This window comes from Leifsonia poae (assembly GCF_027921845.1).
GTDB lineage: Bacteria > Actinomycetota > Actinomycetes > Actinomycetales > Microbacteriaceae > Leifsonia > Leifsonia poae.
In genome coordinates, this window is sequence record NZ_BSEN01000001.1 from 15,613 (window position 1) to 32,521 (window position 16,909).

At 70.8% G+C, this 16,909-nt stretch carries 15 protein-coding genes and 1 pseudogene; 12 read left to right on the forward strand and 4 right to left on the reverse strand.

The annotated features are described in order from the left end of the window. The first annotated feature begins 35 nt into the window (after positions 1–35). From PKE84_RS00070 to PKE84_RS00090, 5 genes and pseudogenes are all read left to right on the forward strand, one after another. Entirely contained in the window at positions 36–785 is a 750-nt protein-coding gene (locus tag PKE84_RS00070) for a class I SAM-dependent methyltransferase (protein WP_271175157.1), read from the forward strand. Next, positions 782–1,810 (forward strand): ADP-ribosylglycohydrolase family protein, encoded by a 1,029-nt coding sequence (locus PKE84_RS00075; protein WP_271175158.1) that lies wholly within the window; start codon positions 782–784, stop codon positions 1,808–1,810. Before PKE84_RS00070 ends, PKE84_RS00075 begins: the two co-directional genes overlap by 4 nt. After that, complete coding sequence (locus PKE84_RS00080) at positions 1,803–2,735, forward strand: PfkB family carbohydrate kinase (protein WP_271175159.1); 933 nt, start codon at positions 1,803–1,805, stop codon at positions 2,733–2,735. The genes PKE84_RS00075 and PKE84_RS00080 overlap by 8 nt, the downstream gene beginning before the upstream one ends. A 69-nt stretch (positions 2,736–2,804) precedes the next feature. Further along, positions 2,805–3,242, forward strand: a pseudogene (locus tag PKE84_RS00085) (GNAT family N-acetyltransferase); the annotation flags it as partial. 395 nt (positions 3,243–3,637) lie between these two features. Beyond that, positions 3,638–3,991 carry a DUF488 domain-containing protein gene (locus PKE84_RS00090; RefSeq protein WP_271175160.1) on the forward strand — a complete coding sequence of 118 codons (354 nt, stop codon included), beginning with the start codon at positions 3,638–3,640 and terminating at the stop codon, positions 3,989–3,991. Positions 3,992–4,008: 17 nt separating this feature from the next. Here the strand turns inward: PKE84_RS00090 and aceB are convergent, their stop codons facing one another. Next, the gene (gene aceB, locus PKE84_RS00095) at positions 4,009–5,664 is read right to left on the reverse strand and encodes a malate synthase A (RefSeq protein WP_271175161.1); all 1,656 of its coding nucleotides are present in this window, start codon (positions 5,662–5,664) and stop codon (positions 4,009–4,011) included. 43 nt (positions 5,665–5,707) lie between these two features. Further along, positions 5,708–7,009 carry an isocitrate lyase gene (gene aceA, locus PKE84_RS00100; RefSeq protein ID WP_271175162.1) on the reverse strand — a complete coding sequence of 434 codons (1,302 nt, stop codon included), beginning with the start codon at positions 7,007–7,009 and terminating at the stop codon, positions 5,708–5,710. A 153-nt stretch (positions 7,010–7,162) separates the two neighbouring features. Here aceA and PKE84_RS00105 point away from each other — a divergent pair, with 153 nt between their 5' ends. Next, complete coding sequence (locus tag PKE84_RS00105) at positions 7,163–8,632, forward strand: helix-turn-helix transcriptional regulator (protein WP_271175163.1); 1,470 nt, start codon at positions 7,163–7,165, stop codon at positions 8,630–8,632. Here PKE84_RS00105 and PKE84_RS00110 read toward each other — a convergent pair. Continuing rightward, a complete protein-coding gene (locus PKE84_RS00110) occupies positions 8,629–9,051 on the reverse strand; it encodes a hypothetical protein (RefSeq protein WP_271175164.1) in 423 nt (140 codons plus the stop codon). The two genes, PKE84_RS00105 and PKE84_RS00110, sit on opposite strands and share 4 nt — an antisense overlap. Before the next feature lie 217 nt (positions 9,052–9,268). Between PKE84_RS00110 and PKE84_RS00115 the strand changes: the two genes are divergently transcribed. Genes PKE84_RS00115 through PKE84_RS00140 form a run of 6 tightly spaced genes read left to right on the forward strand, consistent with a single transcriptional unit; the run spans position 9,269 to position 15,228 of the window. Continuing rightward, positions 9,269–10,675 (forward strand): NAD(P)/FAD-dependent oxidoreductase, encoded by a 1,407-nt coding sequence (locus tag PKE84_RS00115; protein ID WP_271175165.1) that lies wholly within the window; start codon positions 9,269–9,271, stop codon positions 10,673–10,675. Positions 10,676–10,700: 25 nt separating this feature from the next. Beyond that, entirely contained in the window at positions 10,701–11,843 is a 1,143-nt protein-coding gene (locus tag PKE84_RS00120; RefSeq protein ID WP_271175166.1) for an ABC transporter ATP-binding protein, read from the forward strand. Position 11,844: 1 nt separating this feature from the next. Beyond that, positions 11,845–13,023, forward strand: a complete 1,179-nt coding sequence (locus PKE84_RS00125) for a polyamine ABC transporter substrate-binding protein (protein ID WP_271175167.1) — start codon at positions 11,845–11,847, stop codon at positions 13,021–13,023. Then, complete coding sequence (locus PKE84_RS00130) at positions 13,023–14,018, forward strand: ABC transporter permease (RefSeq protein WP_271175168.1); 996 nt, start codon at positions 13,023–13,025, stop codon at positions 14,016–14,018. The genes PKE84_RS00125 and PKE84_RS00130 overlap by 1 nt, the downstream gene beginning before the upstream one ends. Then, positions 14,015–14,878 (forward strand): ABC transporter permease, encoded by an 864-nt coding sequence (locus PKE84_RS00135; RefSeq protein WP_271175169.1) that lies wholly within the window; start codon positions 14,015–14,017, stop codon positions 14,876–14,878. The genes PKE84_RS00130 and PKE84_RS00135 overlap by 4 nt, the downstream gene beginning before the upstream one ends. Beyond that, on the forward strand, positions 14,875–15,228 hold the full coding sequence (locus PKE84_RS00140) for a cupin domain-containing protein (protein WP_271175170.1): 354 nt from the start codon (positions 14,875–14,877) through the stop codon (positions 15,226–15,228). The genes PKE84_RS00135 and PKE84_RS00140 overlap by 4 nt, the downstream gene beginning before the upstream one ends. On the opposite strand, the gene PKE84_RS00145 is transcribed toward PKE84_RS00140, so the two are convergent. After that, positions 15,229–16,878, reverse strand: a complete 1,650-nt coding sequence (locus tag PKE84_RS00145; RefSeq protein WP_271175171.1) for a PucR family transcriptional regulator — start codon at positions 16,876–16,878, stop codon at positions 15,229–15,231. Between the last annotated feature and the right edge of the window lie 31 nt (positions 16,879–16,909).

The following is a 16,909-nucleotide window of genomic DNA, read 5'->3' on the forward strand; positions in this document are numbered from 1 at the left end:
CGCACCGCCGCGGGCCCAGCGCTAGCGTGGATCCGATGACACCCGACGCCAGCTACACCGACTCGCGCCTCGCCGCGCTGTACGACGACCTCAACCCGTTCGGCGCGGACACGGCGTTCTATCTCGGCGTCGGTGCCAAGCATCCGGACGCGACCATCGTCGATCTCGGCTGCGGCACCGGTCTGCTCACCGTCGGGCTCGCCCGTCAGGGCCATCGGACGATCGGCGTCGACCCCGCGGGGGCGATGCTCGACATCGCACGCGCGCGGGAGGGCGGTGGCCTCGTCGAGTGGATCCAGGGCACCTCCGCCGACCTGCCGAATGGGGAGGCCGATCTCGCGATCATGACCGGGCACGTGGCGCAGGTGTTCGTGGCCGACGCCGAATGGTCCGCGACCCTCGACGACCTGCGGGCCGCGCTGCGTCCGGGCGGCCTGCTCGTGTTCGAGAGTCGCAACCCGCTCGCTGCGGCGTGGCTCGAGTGGACGCCGGAGGATTCGCGCACGGAGCTGAGCACGGCCGACGGTCCGCTCACCGCCTGGAACGAGGTCACCGAGGTCGCCGACGGCGTGGTGTCGCTGACCGGCCACTATCGCTGGGCGACCGGAGAACATCTGGAAGACCGGGGCGCGCTGCGCTTCCGCAGCGAGGACGAATTGCGCGCGTCGCTGGGCGCCGCCGGCTTCGCGGTCCGCCGCATCCACGGCGACTGGAACGGCGGACCGGTCGCCCACGACTCCCGCGAACTCATCGTCGAGGCCGAGACCGTCGGATCGTCCCGATGACCGTAGCCGAGCGCGATCGGGCCCTCGCGGCGTTCCGGGGACTCGCGATCGGCGACGCGCTCGGGATGCCCACCCAGTCGATGTCCGCCGACGAGATCGCCGCGGACTACGGGCGGATCACCGGGTTCGTCGACGCCGGTCCGCACCAGCGGATCGCCGCCGGGATGCCGGCGGCCTCGGTCACCGACGACACGGAGCAGGCGGTGCTGCTGGCCGAACTGCTGATCGACGGCGACGGTCGCGTGGACGCGGACACGTTCGCGCGGGCGCTGCTCGCGTGGGAGAACCGGATGCGCGCCCGGGGGTCCCTGGACCTGCTCGGGCCGTCGACGAAGGCCGCGCTCGATCGACTGACCAGGGGCGTTCCCGCCGCCGAGGCCGGCCGGTTCGGCACGACCAACGGCGCGGCGATGCGCATCACCCCGCTCGGCATCGCGATCGGTGCGGATGACCTCGACGCCTTCGTCGACGCGGTCGCGCGCACGAGCGCGGCCACGCACAACACCGGGCTCGGGATCGCCGGCGCCTCGGCCGTCGGGGCGGCCGTGAGCGCCGGGGTCGCCGGCGCCGACACCGACGAGGCCGTCCGGCTCGGCATCGCGGCGGCCGCACTCGGCGCGCGCCACGGCCACTGGGTCGCCGGGGCGGATATCGCCGCGCGGCTGCGCTGGAGCATCCCGATGCTGACGGCGCTCGCGCAGGACCGCCGGGCGGAGGCGCTCGTGCAGCTGGTCGGCACGTCGGTGGCGTCGCAGGAGTCGGTAGTGGCCGCGCTGACGATCGCCGCCGTCGCCGACGACGCGTGGGAGGCGCTGTGTCTCGCCGCGTCGCTCGGCGGCGACACCGACACGATCGCCGCGATGGCCGGCGCGGTGCTCGGTGCGACGCGCGGAGCGGCTGCGTGGCCGGAGGCGGCGGTCGCGACGGTCGAGCGTGTCAACGACCTCGCGCTGCCGGCGCTCGTCGACGGTCTGCTGCGCATCCGGTCGCGGGGCGGCGACGCACAGGGAGCGTCCGATGACTGAGCAGCCGCGTCTCGTGTTCACGGGCAACGTCGTCGCCGACCTCGTGCTCGGCATCGACGCCCTCCCCGAGCCCGGCGGGGACACGATCGCCGGCACGACGCTGGTCACAGCGGGTGGCGGTCTCACCGTGATGCTCGCCGCCGAACGCGACGGCCTGCCCGTCGTCTTCGCCGGGCAGTACGGCACCGGGCCGTTCGGCACGGTGGTACGGGCCGCGCTGGCGTCGAGCGGAGTGGAGATCGTGAGCGCCGGACTTGACGACGTGGACAGCGGCTTCTCGGTCGTGCTGGTCGACGGCACCGCCGAGCGGACCTTCGTGACGTCGGTCGGAGCCGAGGGCCGGCTCACCCGTGCCGACCTCGACCGTGTTCCGGTCGCGCCGGACGACCTCGTCTTCGTCTCCGGCTACAGCCTCGCGCACCCGGCGAACGCGGCCGCGCTACCCGGCTGGCTCGACGGACTCCCCGCCGGCGTGCGGGTGATCGTGGATCCGTCGCCGTTGGCCGACGAGCTCGACGGCGACCTGCTCGACCGGGTGCTGGCACGCACCGATCTGCTCACGGCCAACGCGCGCGAGACCCGCATCCTGACCGGCACGGGAAATCTGCCGGCCGCCGCGACGTCCCTTCGCGCGCGCATCCGGCCGACGGGGGCGGTCGTCGTGAGAGACGCGGCGAACGGATGCTGGATCACCGACCAGGTGAGCGCACCTCCTGTGCACGTGCCCGGCTTCGCGGTGGACGCCGTCGACAGCACCGGAGCCGGTGACACGCACGGCGGCGTGCTGGCGGCGGCGCTCTCCCGGGGCGACGACCTCGCCGCGGCCGCGCGGCGCGCGAACGCCGCCGCCGCGATCGCGGTCACCCGCCGTGGGCCGGCGACGGCTCCGACCGCCACGGAGATCGACGCGCTGCTCGCCCGCTGACCGGCGGCAAGGGCAGCGCTGTGCCGCCCTTCCCTCCCGTGTGACGGCGGCCGCCGCTACGATCGCACCATGTCGCCGCTCACGATCGCAGAGGTCACACCCGATACCGTCGACGCCGCCGTGCGCCTGCAGCTCGCGCCCGGCCAGGAGCGCTTCGTCGCCCCCGTCGCCACCTCCCTCGCCGAGGCCTATGTCACCCCCACCGCGTGGCCGCGGATCGTGCTCGACGGCGACGAGGTCGTCGGGTTCATCATGGGCAACTTCGATCCCGGCAACGACGTGCCGGAGTTCCGCGCGGGCATCTGGCGGCTGAACGTCGCGGCGAGCGCCCAGCGGCGCGGTGTCGGACGCTTCGCCGTCGACGCGCTCGAGGCCGAGGCACGGCGACGCGGGGTGGAGCGCATCACGGTGCTCTGGGAGCAGGGCGACGGCGGTCCGGAGGAGTTCTACCTGCGCATGGGCTTCGCCCCGACCGGCGAGAAGCTGTTCGGCGAGGTCGTCGGCGCCAAGACCGTGACCCCCGACCCGGCGGGGGCGGCGGTGACGACGAGCGCACCCGGTCCCGAGCCGGTCACCCGGGTGACCGTACAGGATGCCGTACTCGCGCATCCGGTGTCCGTCGCCCGGCTCGAGACCAGGCGCATCCGCATCCTGCCCGGTGTCGCCGCCGGTCTGCACGTGCACAACGGCCCGGTCGTCGGCAGCATCGAGAGGGGTTCGGCCGTCTATCAGCTCGAGGGCGGCGAAGAGCGCGTGCTGCGCCCCGGGGACGTGTTCTTCGAACCGGAGGGCGAGCGCGTCGCCCGCTTCGACGGCGGCCCGGAGGGGGTCACGTTCCTGGCGACCTTCCCGCTCGCGGAGGGCGCCGAGGCCGAGATCGACTTTCCCGAGGAGCCGCGCTGATGTTCCGGATCGCCCGCATCTACGACGAACCGACGCCGGACGACGGGTACCGGGTGCTCGTCGACCGGCTCTGGCCACGTGGCGTCTCGAAGGAGCGCGCGCACCTCGACCTCTGGCTCAAAGAGGTCGCCCCGTCCACCGAACTGCGGGAGTGGTTCAACCACGAGGCGCCCCGGTTCGAGGAGTTCCGCGCGCGCTACGAGGCCGAGCTGGAGCAGAACCCGGCCGTCGAGCAGCTCCGTGCGATCGGGCGCGAGCATCCCGTGGTCACGGTACTGATCGGAGCGCGCGACACGCAGCACAACCAGGGCGTGGTGCTCGTGGAGTTCCTGGAAGCACCCGCCGCCGGCTGACTGCGTGTCGCGGCGGGTCAGACGGCCACGGCGAGCGCCTCGTCGATCTCATCGTCGGCGTCATCGTCGGCGTCATCGTCGGCCAGGTACCTGGCATATGCACCGATCGTCAGGAAGGTGGGGAAATCCTCGCCGAGCGACACCTCGCGCAGCACCTCAGCGGCGTCGTCGAACCGGCTGCCGGGTGTCTCCCGCAGGGCCGCCAGCTCCGTGTCGAGGATGCCCGTCACCAGTTCGCGGTCGACCGGCCAGCCCTCATCGGTGACGACGCGGTTCTCGATCCACTGGCGCAGCAGCGAGCGCGAGATCTCCGCGGTCGCCGCGTCCTCCATCAGGTTGTCGATCGCCACCGCGCCGATCCCGCGCAGCCACGCCTCGATGTAGCGCAGCGCGACGGAGACATTGGCGCGCACGCCGTCGAGGGTCACCGTGCCGCCGGCCGTCGCGACGTCGAGCAGGTCGCCCGCCGTCACGCTCACGTCGTCGCGCAGCCGGTCGACCTGGTTGGGCCGCTCCCCCAGCACCGCGTCGAACTCGGCGAGCGCCGTCGGAATCAGATCCGGATGCGCGACCCAGGTGCCGTCGAACCCGTCCCGCGCCTCGCGCCGCTTGTCATCGGCGACACGGGCCAGGGCGCGCTCGGTGGCGACGGCATCCCGACGGTTCGGGATTAACGCGCTCATTCCGCCGATCGCGTGGGCGCCCCGCTTGTGACAGGTCGCGACCAGCAGCTCGGTATACGCACGCATGAACGGGACCGTCATGGTGATGCGGTCTCGATCGGGGAATGCGAAGCGCCGGCCGCGCGCCAGGAACGTCTTGATGATCGAGAAGATGTAGTCCCAGCGCCCGGCGTTCAGGCCGGCGCAGTGCTCGCGCAGCTCGTAGAGGATCTCCTCCATCTCGAACGACGCCTGGATCGTCTCGATCAGCACGGTCGCGCGGATCGTGCCGGTGGCCATGCCGATGCGCTGCTGGGCGAACACGAAGATGTCGTTCCAGAGCCGCGCCTCCTCGTGGCTCTCCAGCTTGGGCAGGTAGAAGTACGGCCCGCGCCCGGCGGCGACCAGCTCGTGGGCGTTGTGCCAGAAGTACAGTCCGAAGTCGACGAGCGACGCGCTCGCCGGCGACGTGCGCCCCGCGCGGTCGGTGAAGCTCAGGTGCTTCTCCACGAGGTGCCAGCCGCGGGGGCGCATCACGATGGTCGGAGTGAGCTCCGGCGGCGTCGTGACGCGGTACTCCTTGCCCTCCTGGCTCGTGAACCGGATGTTCGAGCGCACCGCGTCGTGCAGCGAGAGCTGGCCGCCGATCACGTTGCCCCAGGTGGGGCTGGTGGCGTCCTCCAGGTCGGCCAGCCACACCCGGGCGCCGGAATTGAGGGCGTTGATCGCCATCTTGGGGTCGGTCGGTCCGGTGATCTCGACCCGGCGGTCCGCGAGCCCCGGACCCGCGCCCGCGACCCTCCACGTCGGGTCCTCCCGGATGGCGGCCGTCGTCGTGAGGAATTTCGGATCGCGGCCGTTCGCTGCGTCGGTGCGCTTGCGCAGCCGCTCGAGCAGGAGCTCCTGCCGGCGGCCGGCGAAGGCCTGGTGCAGGTGGTCGATGAAGGCGATGGCGTCGGGGGTCAGGATCTCATCGAAGCGTTCGCCGGTGCTGCCGGTGATCTCGATCATGGTCTTCTTCTCTCGTGTCGGTGGTGCAGGTCGTGCCGGACGATCAGAACTGGTGCTCCTCGGTGGAGCCGACCAGGGCGAGCGTTTCGCTGTCGGGGTTGAGCGCTGTCGCGATGCGGTCGAAATAGCCCGTGCCGACCTCCCGCTGGTGGCGGGTGGCGGTGTAGCCGTCGCGCTCCGAGGCGAATTCCGCCTCCTGCAGGTCGACGTAGGCGCTCATCTGGCGAGCGGCGTAGTCCTGGGCGAGCGTGAACATCGAGTGGTTGAGGGCGTGGAAGCCCGCAAGGGTGATGAATTGGAAGGCGTAGCCGTAGCCGGCGAGCTCCCGCTGGAATCGCGCGATCCGGTCGTCGTCGAGGTGCGACTTCCAGTTGAACGACGGCGAGCAGTTGTACGCGAGCTTCTTGCCGGGGAAGTCGCGATGGATGCGCTCGGCGAAGGCGCGGGCGAGCTCCAGGTCGGGCTCGGCGCTCTCCACCCAGAGCAGGTCGGCGTACGGCGCGTAGGCGAGGCCGCGGGCGATCACCGGATCGATCCCGTTGCGCACCTCGTAGAAGCCGTCCGCCGTGCGTTCGCCGTTCAGGAACGGACGGTCGCGTTCGTCGTGGTCGCTGGTGAGCAGCGTGGCGGCCAGCGCATCCGTGCGTGCGATCACGATCGTCGGAACGCCCGCGACGTCGGCCGCCAGCCTGGCCGCGTTCAGCGTGCGGATGTGCTGGCCGGTCGGCACCAGCACCTTGCCGCCCATGTGCCCGCACTTCTTCTCGCTGGCGAGCTGGTCCTCCCAGTGCACGCCGGCCGCGCCCGCCTCGATCATCGAGTGCATGAGCTCGTAGGCGTTGAGCGGGCCGCCGAAACCGGCCTCGGCGTCGGCGACGATCGGTGCCATCCAGTCGGCGACCGGCCCGTCGGTGCCTTCGATCTGGCCGGCGCGCAGCAGCGCGTTGTTGATGCGGCGCACGACCGCCGGCACCGAGTTCACGGGGTACAGGCTCTGGTCCGGGTAGGTCTGCCCCGACAGGTTCGCGTCGGCGGCGACCTGCCAGCCCGAGAGGTAGATCGCCTGCAGCCCGGCGCGCACCTGCTGAACGGCCTGGTTGCCGGTGAGCGCACCCAGCGCCGCGATCCACGCCGTGTCGTCACTGCTCCGGATGGCGTCCCAGAGCCGCTCGGCACCCCGGCGGGCGAGCGTGCGCTCCTCACGAACGGGACCGCGCAGGGCGATGACGTCGGCGGCGGTGTAGTCGCGGCGGATGCCCGACCAACGCGGGTCCGCATCCCATTCGAGCTGGAGCTCGGCCGCCGTCTGAACGGTGTCGCCGGGGCGGGTGTTTTGAGTGCTCATCCTGACCTCCGTGGTCGTGTGATGTGGTCGATCGAATCGGCTGGGTGACTTCGATCCTGGGCGGGCTGCACACGTCCCGGCCAAGAAAGCCCGGCAGAAGAATCCGCGTTCTTCTGTTTGCCAGAACTTCGCGGGGGTGTCACGATGTGCTGCATGACCGACACCGTCGACGACGACGTGAATGTGGACGCCCTCACGCTGGGCCGTCGCATCCGCGCCTATCGCGTGCAGCGCGGCCTGACGCTGGAGGCACTGGCGCAGGCGATCGATCGTGCGCCGTCGCAGGTGTCCACGATCGAGAACGGCAACCGCGAGCCGAGGCTCGCCCTCCTGCGCGCGATCGCCGCTGCGCTCGGAGTGACGGTCGACGACCTGCTCGATCCGACGCCTCCGGATGAGCGCGCCGCCCTCGAGATCGCGGTCGAGCGGGCTCAGCGCGGGCCGGTGTTCGCGGCCCTCGGCATCGAGCCCGTGCGCGTGTCGAAAGCCCAGGCGGACGCCGGACTCCGCGCCATCCTGGCGCTGCACCAGGAGGTGGAGCGCCTGCACCGCGAGCGCGCGGCGACCCCCGAGGAGGCCAGGCGGGCGAACGCCGAGCTGCGCGCGACGATGCGCGCCCGCGACAACTACTTCGCCGAGCTGGAGGAGATCGCGGCGTCGCTGCTCACCTCGGTCGGGCACGCCGGCGGCCCCGTCTCGCAGCAGACCGTCTCCGACATGGCCGACCACCTCGGCTACTCGCTGCACTACGTCGGCGACCTGCCGCACTCGACCCGTTCGGTGACCGACAAGCGCAACGGCCGCATCTACCTGCCCACCGAGCAGTCGGCCTCGCGGGACTCGCGGTCGCCGATCCTGCAGGCCTTCGCGTCACATCTGCTCGGCCACGACGAGCCGGGAAACTACGCCGATTTTCTGCGGCAGCGCGTCGAGACCAACTACCTCACGGCGGCCCTGCTGCTGCCCGAGCGCGACGCCGTCGCCCTGCTCGCCGAGGCCAAGAACTTCCGCCGCATCTCGATGGAGGACCTCCGCGACGCCTTCGCCGTGTCGTACGAGACGGCGGCGCACCGGTTCACCAACCTCGCGACCGCCCGGCTGGGCATCCCGGTGCACTTCATGAAGGTGCACGAGTCGGGCACGATCATCAAGGCGTACGAGAACGACGCGGTCGCCTTCCCGTCGGATGCGCTGGGCGCGATCGAGGGGACACCGGTGTGCCGCAGCTGGACCGCGCGAACGGTCTTCGACGTCGCGGATCGGTTCAGCCCGTACTACCAGTACACCGACACGCCCCGGGGGACGTACTGGTGCACCTCACGCATCGAGAAGGCCAAGGAAGGCGACTACTCGGTGAGCGTCGGAGTCCCGTTTGCCGACGTCAAATGGTTCCGCGGCCGCGAGACCGCGCACCGTGCCATCTCGACCTGTCCGGATGAGGCGTGCTGCCGCCGCGCACCCGCCGCGCTCGCGAGTACCTGGGAGGGCCAGTCATGGCCGAGCGCACGCACCCCGACGAGTCTGCTGGCGGCCCTGCCGACGGGGACCTTCCCGGGCGTCGACGCCACCGAGGTCTATACGTTCCTCGAGCGGCACGCGCCCGCCGGCCGGTCGAACGGCTAGATGTCCTTCAGCGTGAAGTCGATGAGCGTCGGCGTGCCGAGCGTCCCGCCGATCGTGCAGACGGCGATGACGTTGCCCACGCCCTCGTGCGTGCCGGGCGGAAGAGTCATGCCGACGATCGCCTGGTAGGACCCGTCGGGGTTCTTCGTCGGAGGCTGCGCGGCGTTGTACGGCCGGAGCTCCGTGCTCGGAGCCTGCGCGAGATACTCATGAGCGCCCAGCACCGCGCAGGCGGTCCACGCCGCTAGCGGCGTCATGGCGTCGTCCGGTGAGGCGGCGACCGGAGCCGGGGTCGCCGTGACCGTCGCGGTCGCGGTGGCCGTGACCGTCACGGTCGGCGCCGGCGACGGCGATGCGGCCGGCGACCCGGCGCATCCGGCCAGCGACAGGCCGGCGACGATCACCGCGGCCCCCGCCACGCTCCGAATGATGATGGAGACCCGATGTCTCATGGCTTCCCCCGAACTCGAGCTGGTGCACGAAGAAGTGCGAAGTGTGCAGCACTGCAGAGTCTAGGGAGCGCACCCCTCGGACGGAATGAATGGAATGGTCACGATTTCGCGACGGAATCCGTCGGGACGGTTCGGTGAGGCTTGCGAGAATGTCACAAACCGACAGAGGGGCGGGTACCGATCCGTGGGTGACACCGTTTTCGAGAGGATGCGTCCGGACGCATCGGCCGTGCGGCATGCGCTCGACGGCACGCGTCAGGCGACGTTCTGGATCGAGGACGCGCCCGGCGACGCGTACCCGCGGCTGACGGCCGACCTCGCCTGCGATCTGGTGGTGGTCGGCGGCGGCTACTCGGGGCTGTGGACCGCGCTGCTCGCCAAGCGGGAGGATCCCACCGCGCGCGTCGTGCTGCTCGAGGGCCGGCGGATCGGCTGGGCCGCCTCCGGCCGCAACGGAGGATTCTGCGAGGCCAGCCTCACGCACGGCGACGACAACGGGCTCAGCCGGTTCCCTCAGGAGTTCGACCAGCTGCAGCGCCTCGGCATGGAGAACCTCGACGAGATCGAGCGCACCGTCTCCGAGCTGGCGCTCGATGCCGACTTCGAGCGCAACGGAGCGATCGACATCGCCACCGAGCCCTACCAGGTCGACTGGCTCCGCGAGGCGGCGAACGGCGACGACGCCGTCTTCCTCGACACCGAGGCCGTGCGGGCCCAGGTCGACTCCCCCAGCTATCTCGCGGGGCTGCTCCGAACGCGCGACTCCGCGCTCGTGCATCCGGCCAAGCTCGCCCGAGCTCTCGCCCGCGCCTGCGTCGCCGCCGGTGTCGAGATCTTCGAGCACACCCCGGTCGAGTCGATCGGCGACGGCACCGCGCTCCGCACCCCGCTGGCGACCGTCGCCGCCCAGCGCACCGCCCTCGCCACCAACGTGTTCCCGTCCCTGCTCAAGCGCAACCGGCTGGCCACCGTGCCCGTCTACGACTACGTGCTCATGACCGAGCCGCTGACGGATGCGCAGCTCGCGTCCATCGGCTGGTCCGGCCGCCAGGGCCTCGGCGACTCGGCCAACCAGTTCCACTACTACCGCCTGTCGGCCGACAACCGCATCCTGTTCGGCGGCTACGACGCGATCTACCACTTCGGCGGCCGGGTGCGCGAGGAGTACGAGAACCGGCCGGTCACCTTCGAGCGGCTGGCCGAGCACTTCCTCACGACGTTCCCGCAGTTGGAGGGCATCCGGTTCACCAACAAGTGGGCGGGCGCGATCGACACCTGCAGCCGGTTCTGCGCGTTCTTCGGCTCCGCCAGGGGCGGCCGCGTCGCGTACGCCACCGGCTACACCGGACTCGGTGTCGCGGCGACGCACTTCGGAGCCAAGGTGATGCTCGACCTGCTCGCCGGCCGCAGCACCGAGCGCACCGAGCTCGCGATGGTGAAGAGCCGCCCCCTGCCGTTCCCGCCCGAGCCGGCGGCGGCGATCGGGATCAACCTCACCCGCTGGTCCCTCGACCGGGCCGACCACAACGCGGGCACCCGCAATCTGTTCCTCAAGACCCTCGACGCCGTCGGACTCGGCTTCGACTCCTGACCAGCCGCCCGCAAGGAGACCCCGCATGACGCTCACCCAGAAGAACTCTGCCCCGACCGCCCCCGATGCCGACGGCTCGGTGCGGCTGCGGGGCATCACCAAGCGCTTCGGCGATGCGACGGCGGTGGCCGGGGTCGACCTGGACGTGCAGTCGGGCGAGTTCCTGTCGCTGCTCGGCCCGTCGGGCTGCGGCAAGACCACGCTGCTGCGGATGATCGCCGGGTTCGAGCATCCGGATGAGGGCGACATCGAGGTCGGCGGCACCAGCGTCCTCGACATTCCGCCGTACAAGCGCCCGGTCAACACCGTGTTCCAGTCGTACGCGCTGTTCCCGCACATGACGGTCGCCGAGAACGTCGCCTACGGGCTGCGGCAGAAGCGGGTTCCGCGCTCGGAGGTCGCGACGCGGGTGCGCGACGCGCTCGACATGGCCCGGATGGGCGGCTTCGCCGACCGGAGCCCGCAGAAGCTCTCGGGCGGCCAGCAGCAGCGCGTCGCCCTGGCCAGGGCGCTGGTGAACCGCCCGAAGGTGCTGCTGCTCGACGAGCCGATGTCGGCCCTCGATCGCAAGCTGCGCGAGGAGATGCAGATCGAGCTGAAGCTGCTGCAGCGCCAGCTCGGCATCACATTTGTGTTCGTCACGCACGACCAGCAGGAGGCGCTGTCGATGAGCGACCGCATCGTGGTGATGCAGGGCGGCACGATCCAGCAGGTCGGCACGACCGAGGCCGTGTACGCGTCGCCCGCGAACGCTTTCGTCGCGGGATTCATCGGAAAGCAGAACTTCATCGACGCGACGGTGCAGCCCGACGGCGCGCTGCTCGGAGCCGACGGCGCCGTCCGGTCGGCGGGCGTGCCCGACGCGCCGGGCGCCCCCGGCAGCCGGGTGCGGGTCGCCGTCCGCGCCGAGGCCGTCTCCGTGAGCGCCACGCGGCCGGGCACCACCGCCGTGCGCGGCACGCTCGCAGGCATCTCGTTCCTCGGCGACGTGATCCAATACGTCGTCGTGACCGCGAGCGGACAGGAACTGCTCTCGCGCCGCCCACCGGCCCAGGCCGAGCAGCTCAGCACGGGCGACACCGTCTGGTGCGGCTGGAGCGACGCCGACCTCCACGTCTTCCCCGCCGACGAGCCACGCGACGCCGCCCGCGACGACGAGGCCGCCTGAGATGCGGGGCTCCCGCCGCGCCGCCGACGTCGTCGCGCTCATCCCCGAGGTCGGCTCCTCCCGTCTCACCCGCAGGGCCCTGCTCAGCGGTTTCGCCGTCGCCGGCGCCGGACTCGTGCTGACCGCCTGCAGCAGGCAGACCGCGTTCGGCGCCTCCGCGCGAGTGGACGGCACGCTCGAGAGCCAGCTGAACGTCTACAGCTGGGGCGACTACGACGACCCGGCGAACATCAACGCCTTCCAGAAGAAGAGCGGCGTGACGGTGCAGCTCGACAGCTACGGCTCCAATGAGGAGATGATCGCCAAGCTGGGCGCCACGCGAGGGACCAGCGGCTACGACATCGTCGTGCCGACCGGCAACTACGTGCCGATGATGGTCGCCAACGGGCTGCTGCAGAAGCTCGATCACTCCCGGCTGAAGAACATCGGCAACCTCGACCCGCTCTACACGAATCAGTCGTGGGACCCCGGCAACCGCTACACGGTCTGCAAAGACTGGGGCACGACCGGCTTCGCCTACGACACCGACGTCATCACCCGGCCGATGAGCTCCTGGGCCGACTTCCTCGACGCCGCACAGCACGAGGCCAGCAAGAACGTGGCCGTGCTGGAGGACCCGTGGGAGGTCACCAGCATGTACTTCGGCGCCCATGGCATCGACCCGAACACCACGAAGAAGGCCGACCTCGACGCCTGCGAGACCTACCTGGTGAACACGCTCGCCCCGCACGTGAAGGCGTTCAACTCGACCGCCGTCACCAGCGGCATCCCCGAGGGCACCTTCTCCCTCATCCAGGCCTTCAACGGCGACGCTCGCCAGGGGATGCTCGCGACCGACACGATCCCGAAGAACTGGAAGTTCGTGTACCCGACACCGACGGCCAACCTCTGGATGGACACCTGGGCGATCGCGACGGGCGCCCAGCATCCGGATGCGGCCTACGCGTTCATCGACGCGATGCTCGAGCCGGACGCGTCGTACCGCGAGGTCGACTACATCGGCTACTCGACCGGCGTGAAGGGCCTGGAGGAACGAGCGAAGGAGGAGGGCTTCGACCTCCCCGAGCTGGTCTTCCCCTCCGCCGAGGTCATCTCACGGCTCACCCCGGCCGAGCTCAACGACGCGGCGGAGCGCCTCGTCTCGATCGTCAACCGCATGATGGCGAAGGCAGGTTCGTGATGACCACCGCTCTCACCGACACCCCGCTCGGAACGGAGCGTTTCGCACCGGCGACCGGCGTACCGCCCGTACCGCCCCGGAAACGCCGGCGGCTCCGGGTCTCCGGCACCACCATCGCCGGCTTCCCGACCTGGGCTTTCGTGCTGTTCTTCTTCATCATCCCGCTGGCGCTGGTGCTCTGGTACAGCTTCGGCTACAAGCCCGATCTGTTCTCCGCGCACGCCAACGACAGGCTCTCCTTCGACCGCTACGGCGAAGCGCTGGATGCGACGTTCCTCGGCACGTTCCTCAACACTCTGAAGATCGGGCTGCTCGGCACCGCGATCTGCCTGGTCATCGCTGTGCCGTTCGCCTACTGGCTCGCGGTCAAGCTCAAGCCGCAGTACCGGGCGCTCGCACTGGCCCTCGTGCTCGTGCCGTTCTGGACGAACTTCCTGGTGCGCACCCTCGGCTGGCAGATCGTGCTCTCCCCGCAGGGTTTCCTCTCGAACGCCTTGCAGAGCATGGGACTCCTGCACGGCAAGCTCGACATCCTGTACACCCAGGCGGCGGTGCAGCTGGGCGTCGTGTACAACTATCTGCCGCTGATGATCCTGCCGCTGTACGTCGCGATGGATCGCGCCGGTCAGCCGCTGCGCGAGGCGAGCGCCGATCTGGGCGCGAACCGGGTGCGCACGTTCCTGCAGATCACCCTCCCCCTGGCGGCGCCGGGCATCGCCAGCGGCTGCCTGCTGGTGTTCATCCCGCTGATGGGCGACTACGTGACCGCCTCGGTCCTCGGCGGCGCTCAGGGCAACATGGTCGGCCAGCTCGTCGCCAGCCAGTTCAACACCGCGCAGAACTGGGCGCTCGGCTCGGCGATGGCGGTGCTGCTGATGCTCTTCATCGCGGCCGCCGTCGTCATCGTCGGGGCCGTGCTGCTGATCGCCCGCTGGGCGCTCCGAAGGTCGCGCAGTGTCGACCTGACGGCAGTCGCGACGGGAGACGCGCGATGAGCACGAAGCGGGCCCGGCGCCGCGATGGCGTGCACATCGGACTCACCGTCTGGGGCGTGCTGGTGTTCGCGTTCCTGTTCCTTCCGATCGTCGTGATGCTCGTCTACTCGTTCAACACCGGGCGGCTGCTCGCGACCTGGCAGGGCTTCGGCGTCACCGCCTACGCGAACGCCTGGGCGAACCCGGTCATCCGCGGGTCGGTGGTCACCTCGCTCGAGGCCGCCCTGGGCGCCGCCGTGCTGTCGACGATCCTCGGCACGCTCGGCGGTCTCGCCCTCGCCCGGTCGAAGGCGCGCACCTCCTGGGTGCTGTGGGCGACGCTGCTGCTCTCGATCACCCTGTTCACCCCCGAGATCGTCGACGCGGTGTCGATGCTCCCCTGGTTCGTCAGCCTCGGCACCGACTTCGGGATCGGGATGTTCAGCGACGGTCTCGTGCGGCTGGTCGTCTCGCACGCCGTGCTGTCGGTCGCCGTCGTCACGTTCATCGTGCGGGCACGGATGCAGGGCATGGACGAGTCGCTCGAGGAGGCGGCCGCCGACCTGTACGCGCCGCCGCTCAAGCGGTTCTGGCAGATCACCCTGCCCGTCGCGAGCCCGGCCATCTGGGCGGGCGCGCTGATGTCGTTCACCCTCAGCCTGGACAACACGATCGTCTCCAGCTTCGTGCAGGTGCCCGGCTCGACACCCTGGCCGGTGTACATCTTCAGCTCGCTGCGGGTGGGACTGCGCCCGGAGATCGCTGCGGTCTCCGCCGTGATGTTCGTGCTGACGCTCGTTGCCCTCGCGGTGGTCGCCCTCGTGCTGCGGCGCGGTGGCGCGAACACCGAAGAGATGGCCAAGACCCTGGCGAGCGCATGACCGGGATGGACGCCTTCGAGACCACAGCCCTGATCGGCGCGGCCGCCCTTCCGCTGGCTCACGAGATCGTTCAGGACGACCAACGGGTCTCGGGAGAGCCGGCGACCGGGCTCGTCGAACTCGGAACGTTCGGCGGTCTCGAGATCGGCGTCTGGGAGATGACAACCGGAGCCATGACCGACGTCGAGGCGGACGAGCTGTTCGTCGTCGTCGCCGGGCGGGCGACGATCGCTTTCGAGGCATCCGGAGTGGTGCTGGCGATCGGACCGGGTGACATCGTGCGGCTCACCGAGGGAGACCGCACCACCTGGACCGTGACCGAGACGCTGCGCAAGGTCTACCTGACGTAGCTAGCGCGGGTACCCGTCCGCACGCCGCGCGAGCAGTGCGGCATGCAGGGCGCTCAGGGTCTCGCCGTCGTCGAGGTCCATCCCGAGCAGGTCCTCGATCAGCGCGATCCGCTGGTAGAACACCGAGCGGGAGAGGTGGCTCGCCCCCGCCGCCCGCGTGCGATTGCCCGGGTGCGTCAGATACGCGCGCAGCACCTCCAGCAGGTCGCCGCCGTTGGCCAGGTCGTACTCGATCAACGGGCGCAGCATCTGCTCGCTGTGCTCCTGCATGCGCGGATCGCTTCCCATCGCGTTCACGAGCCGCAGCAGCGGCCGGCGCTCGACCCGGTGCACCACGGCTGTTCGCCCGCGCCCGGAGTCCGCGCGGCCGAGCAGCTCGGTCGCCTCCTCGATCGAGGCCAGCAGTCCCGGGATGCCCGGAGCCTCGGATCCCACGGCGAGCTGCACCGAGTTCTCCGGCGACCGCAGCTCTCGTGCGACCGCCCGGGCGATGTCCCCGAACACGGCGTCGGTGATCGGGCGCCCGCGGCGCACCGAGAGCGCCAGCACGACCGTTCCCCGGTTCTGGGACGGGTGGGCGGCGGCGAGCGCATCGGCTCCGACCTCCCTGGCCGCCGTCAGCGCGGCCGCGACGACACGTGCGGCATCCGCGCCGGCCGTTCGAACCGTCACCGCCGCACCGATCAGCGTGCGCCCCGTCACCGCGAATCCGGCCGCCTCGACGCGGGCGACGAGCCCGCTCTCGCTGGCGAAGCGGCGCCCGAGCAACGCACCGAGCAGCCGATCGTGACTCTGGCGGGTCCACTCGTCGTCGTCGCGGTCGGCGAGCCGGCTGAGCGCCAGCGCCACCGCCGCCTGCTCCAGCACGTTCGACCGGCCGGCGGGATGCGGCTCCCCCGGCAGCGCGATCAGGTGACCCCATCGCGTCCCCCTGGCCTCGACCGGGGTGATCAGCCAGCCGTCGCCGTCGCCGCGGTGGGCGGCCCGTGAGCGGTGCTCCCAATCGTCGAGAGCGTCGTCGGCGGCGCCGAGCGTCTCCGCGGCGATCACCTGATGGTTGACGTCCTCCAGCACGACGGGCGCTGCCAGCGCCCGGCCGGCCTGCGAGACGATGAAGTCCGCAGGGCTCCCGCGCAGGCTCAACTCGGTGAACAGGGCGTGGATCTCGTCCCGGGCGCGCAGCGCCACCATCTGGTCGTCGATGATGCGGGAGTGCACGGCCTCGGTGATGGCGATGAAGCGGACCTCGCGGTGCAGCACGACGAACGGGAGACCGGCTGCCTGGAACGCGGCGACCAGCGCGGGCGGCGCTGTGGGCATCCGGTCACTCAGCTCGAGCACGAGGCCCGCGACGCCGTCGCGGATCAGCTGGTCGGCGAGCGCGGCGAGCTCTCGCTCGTCGGAAGGCCACCCAACACCCGTCGAGAGCAGCAGCTCACCTCCGCTGATCAGGCGTGCCGACTGCGCACTCTCCGACACGTGCACCCAGCGAACCGGCCGATCGAGGGCGGCATCGCCCGACAGCACCTCCGGCAGCGCACGCGCGACGTCGTCGTACCGCAGGATCTCCCGCACGGTGGGGAGGAGCACCGTCGCCGCCTCGTCCGGACGATCTGTTCTGTCGGGCTCCAACGTGCGACGTTCTGGCATCGACCACTCGCCTCGCTCTCTGTGATCATTG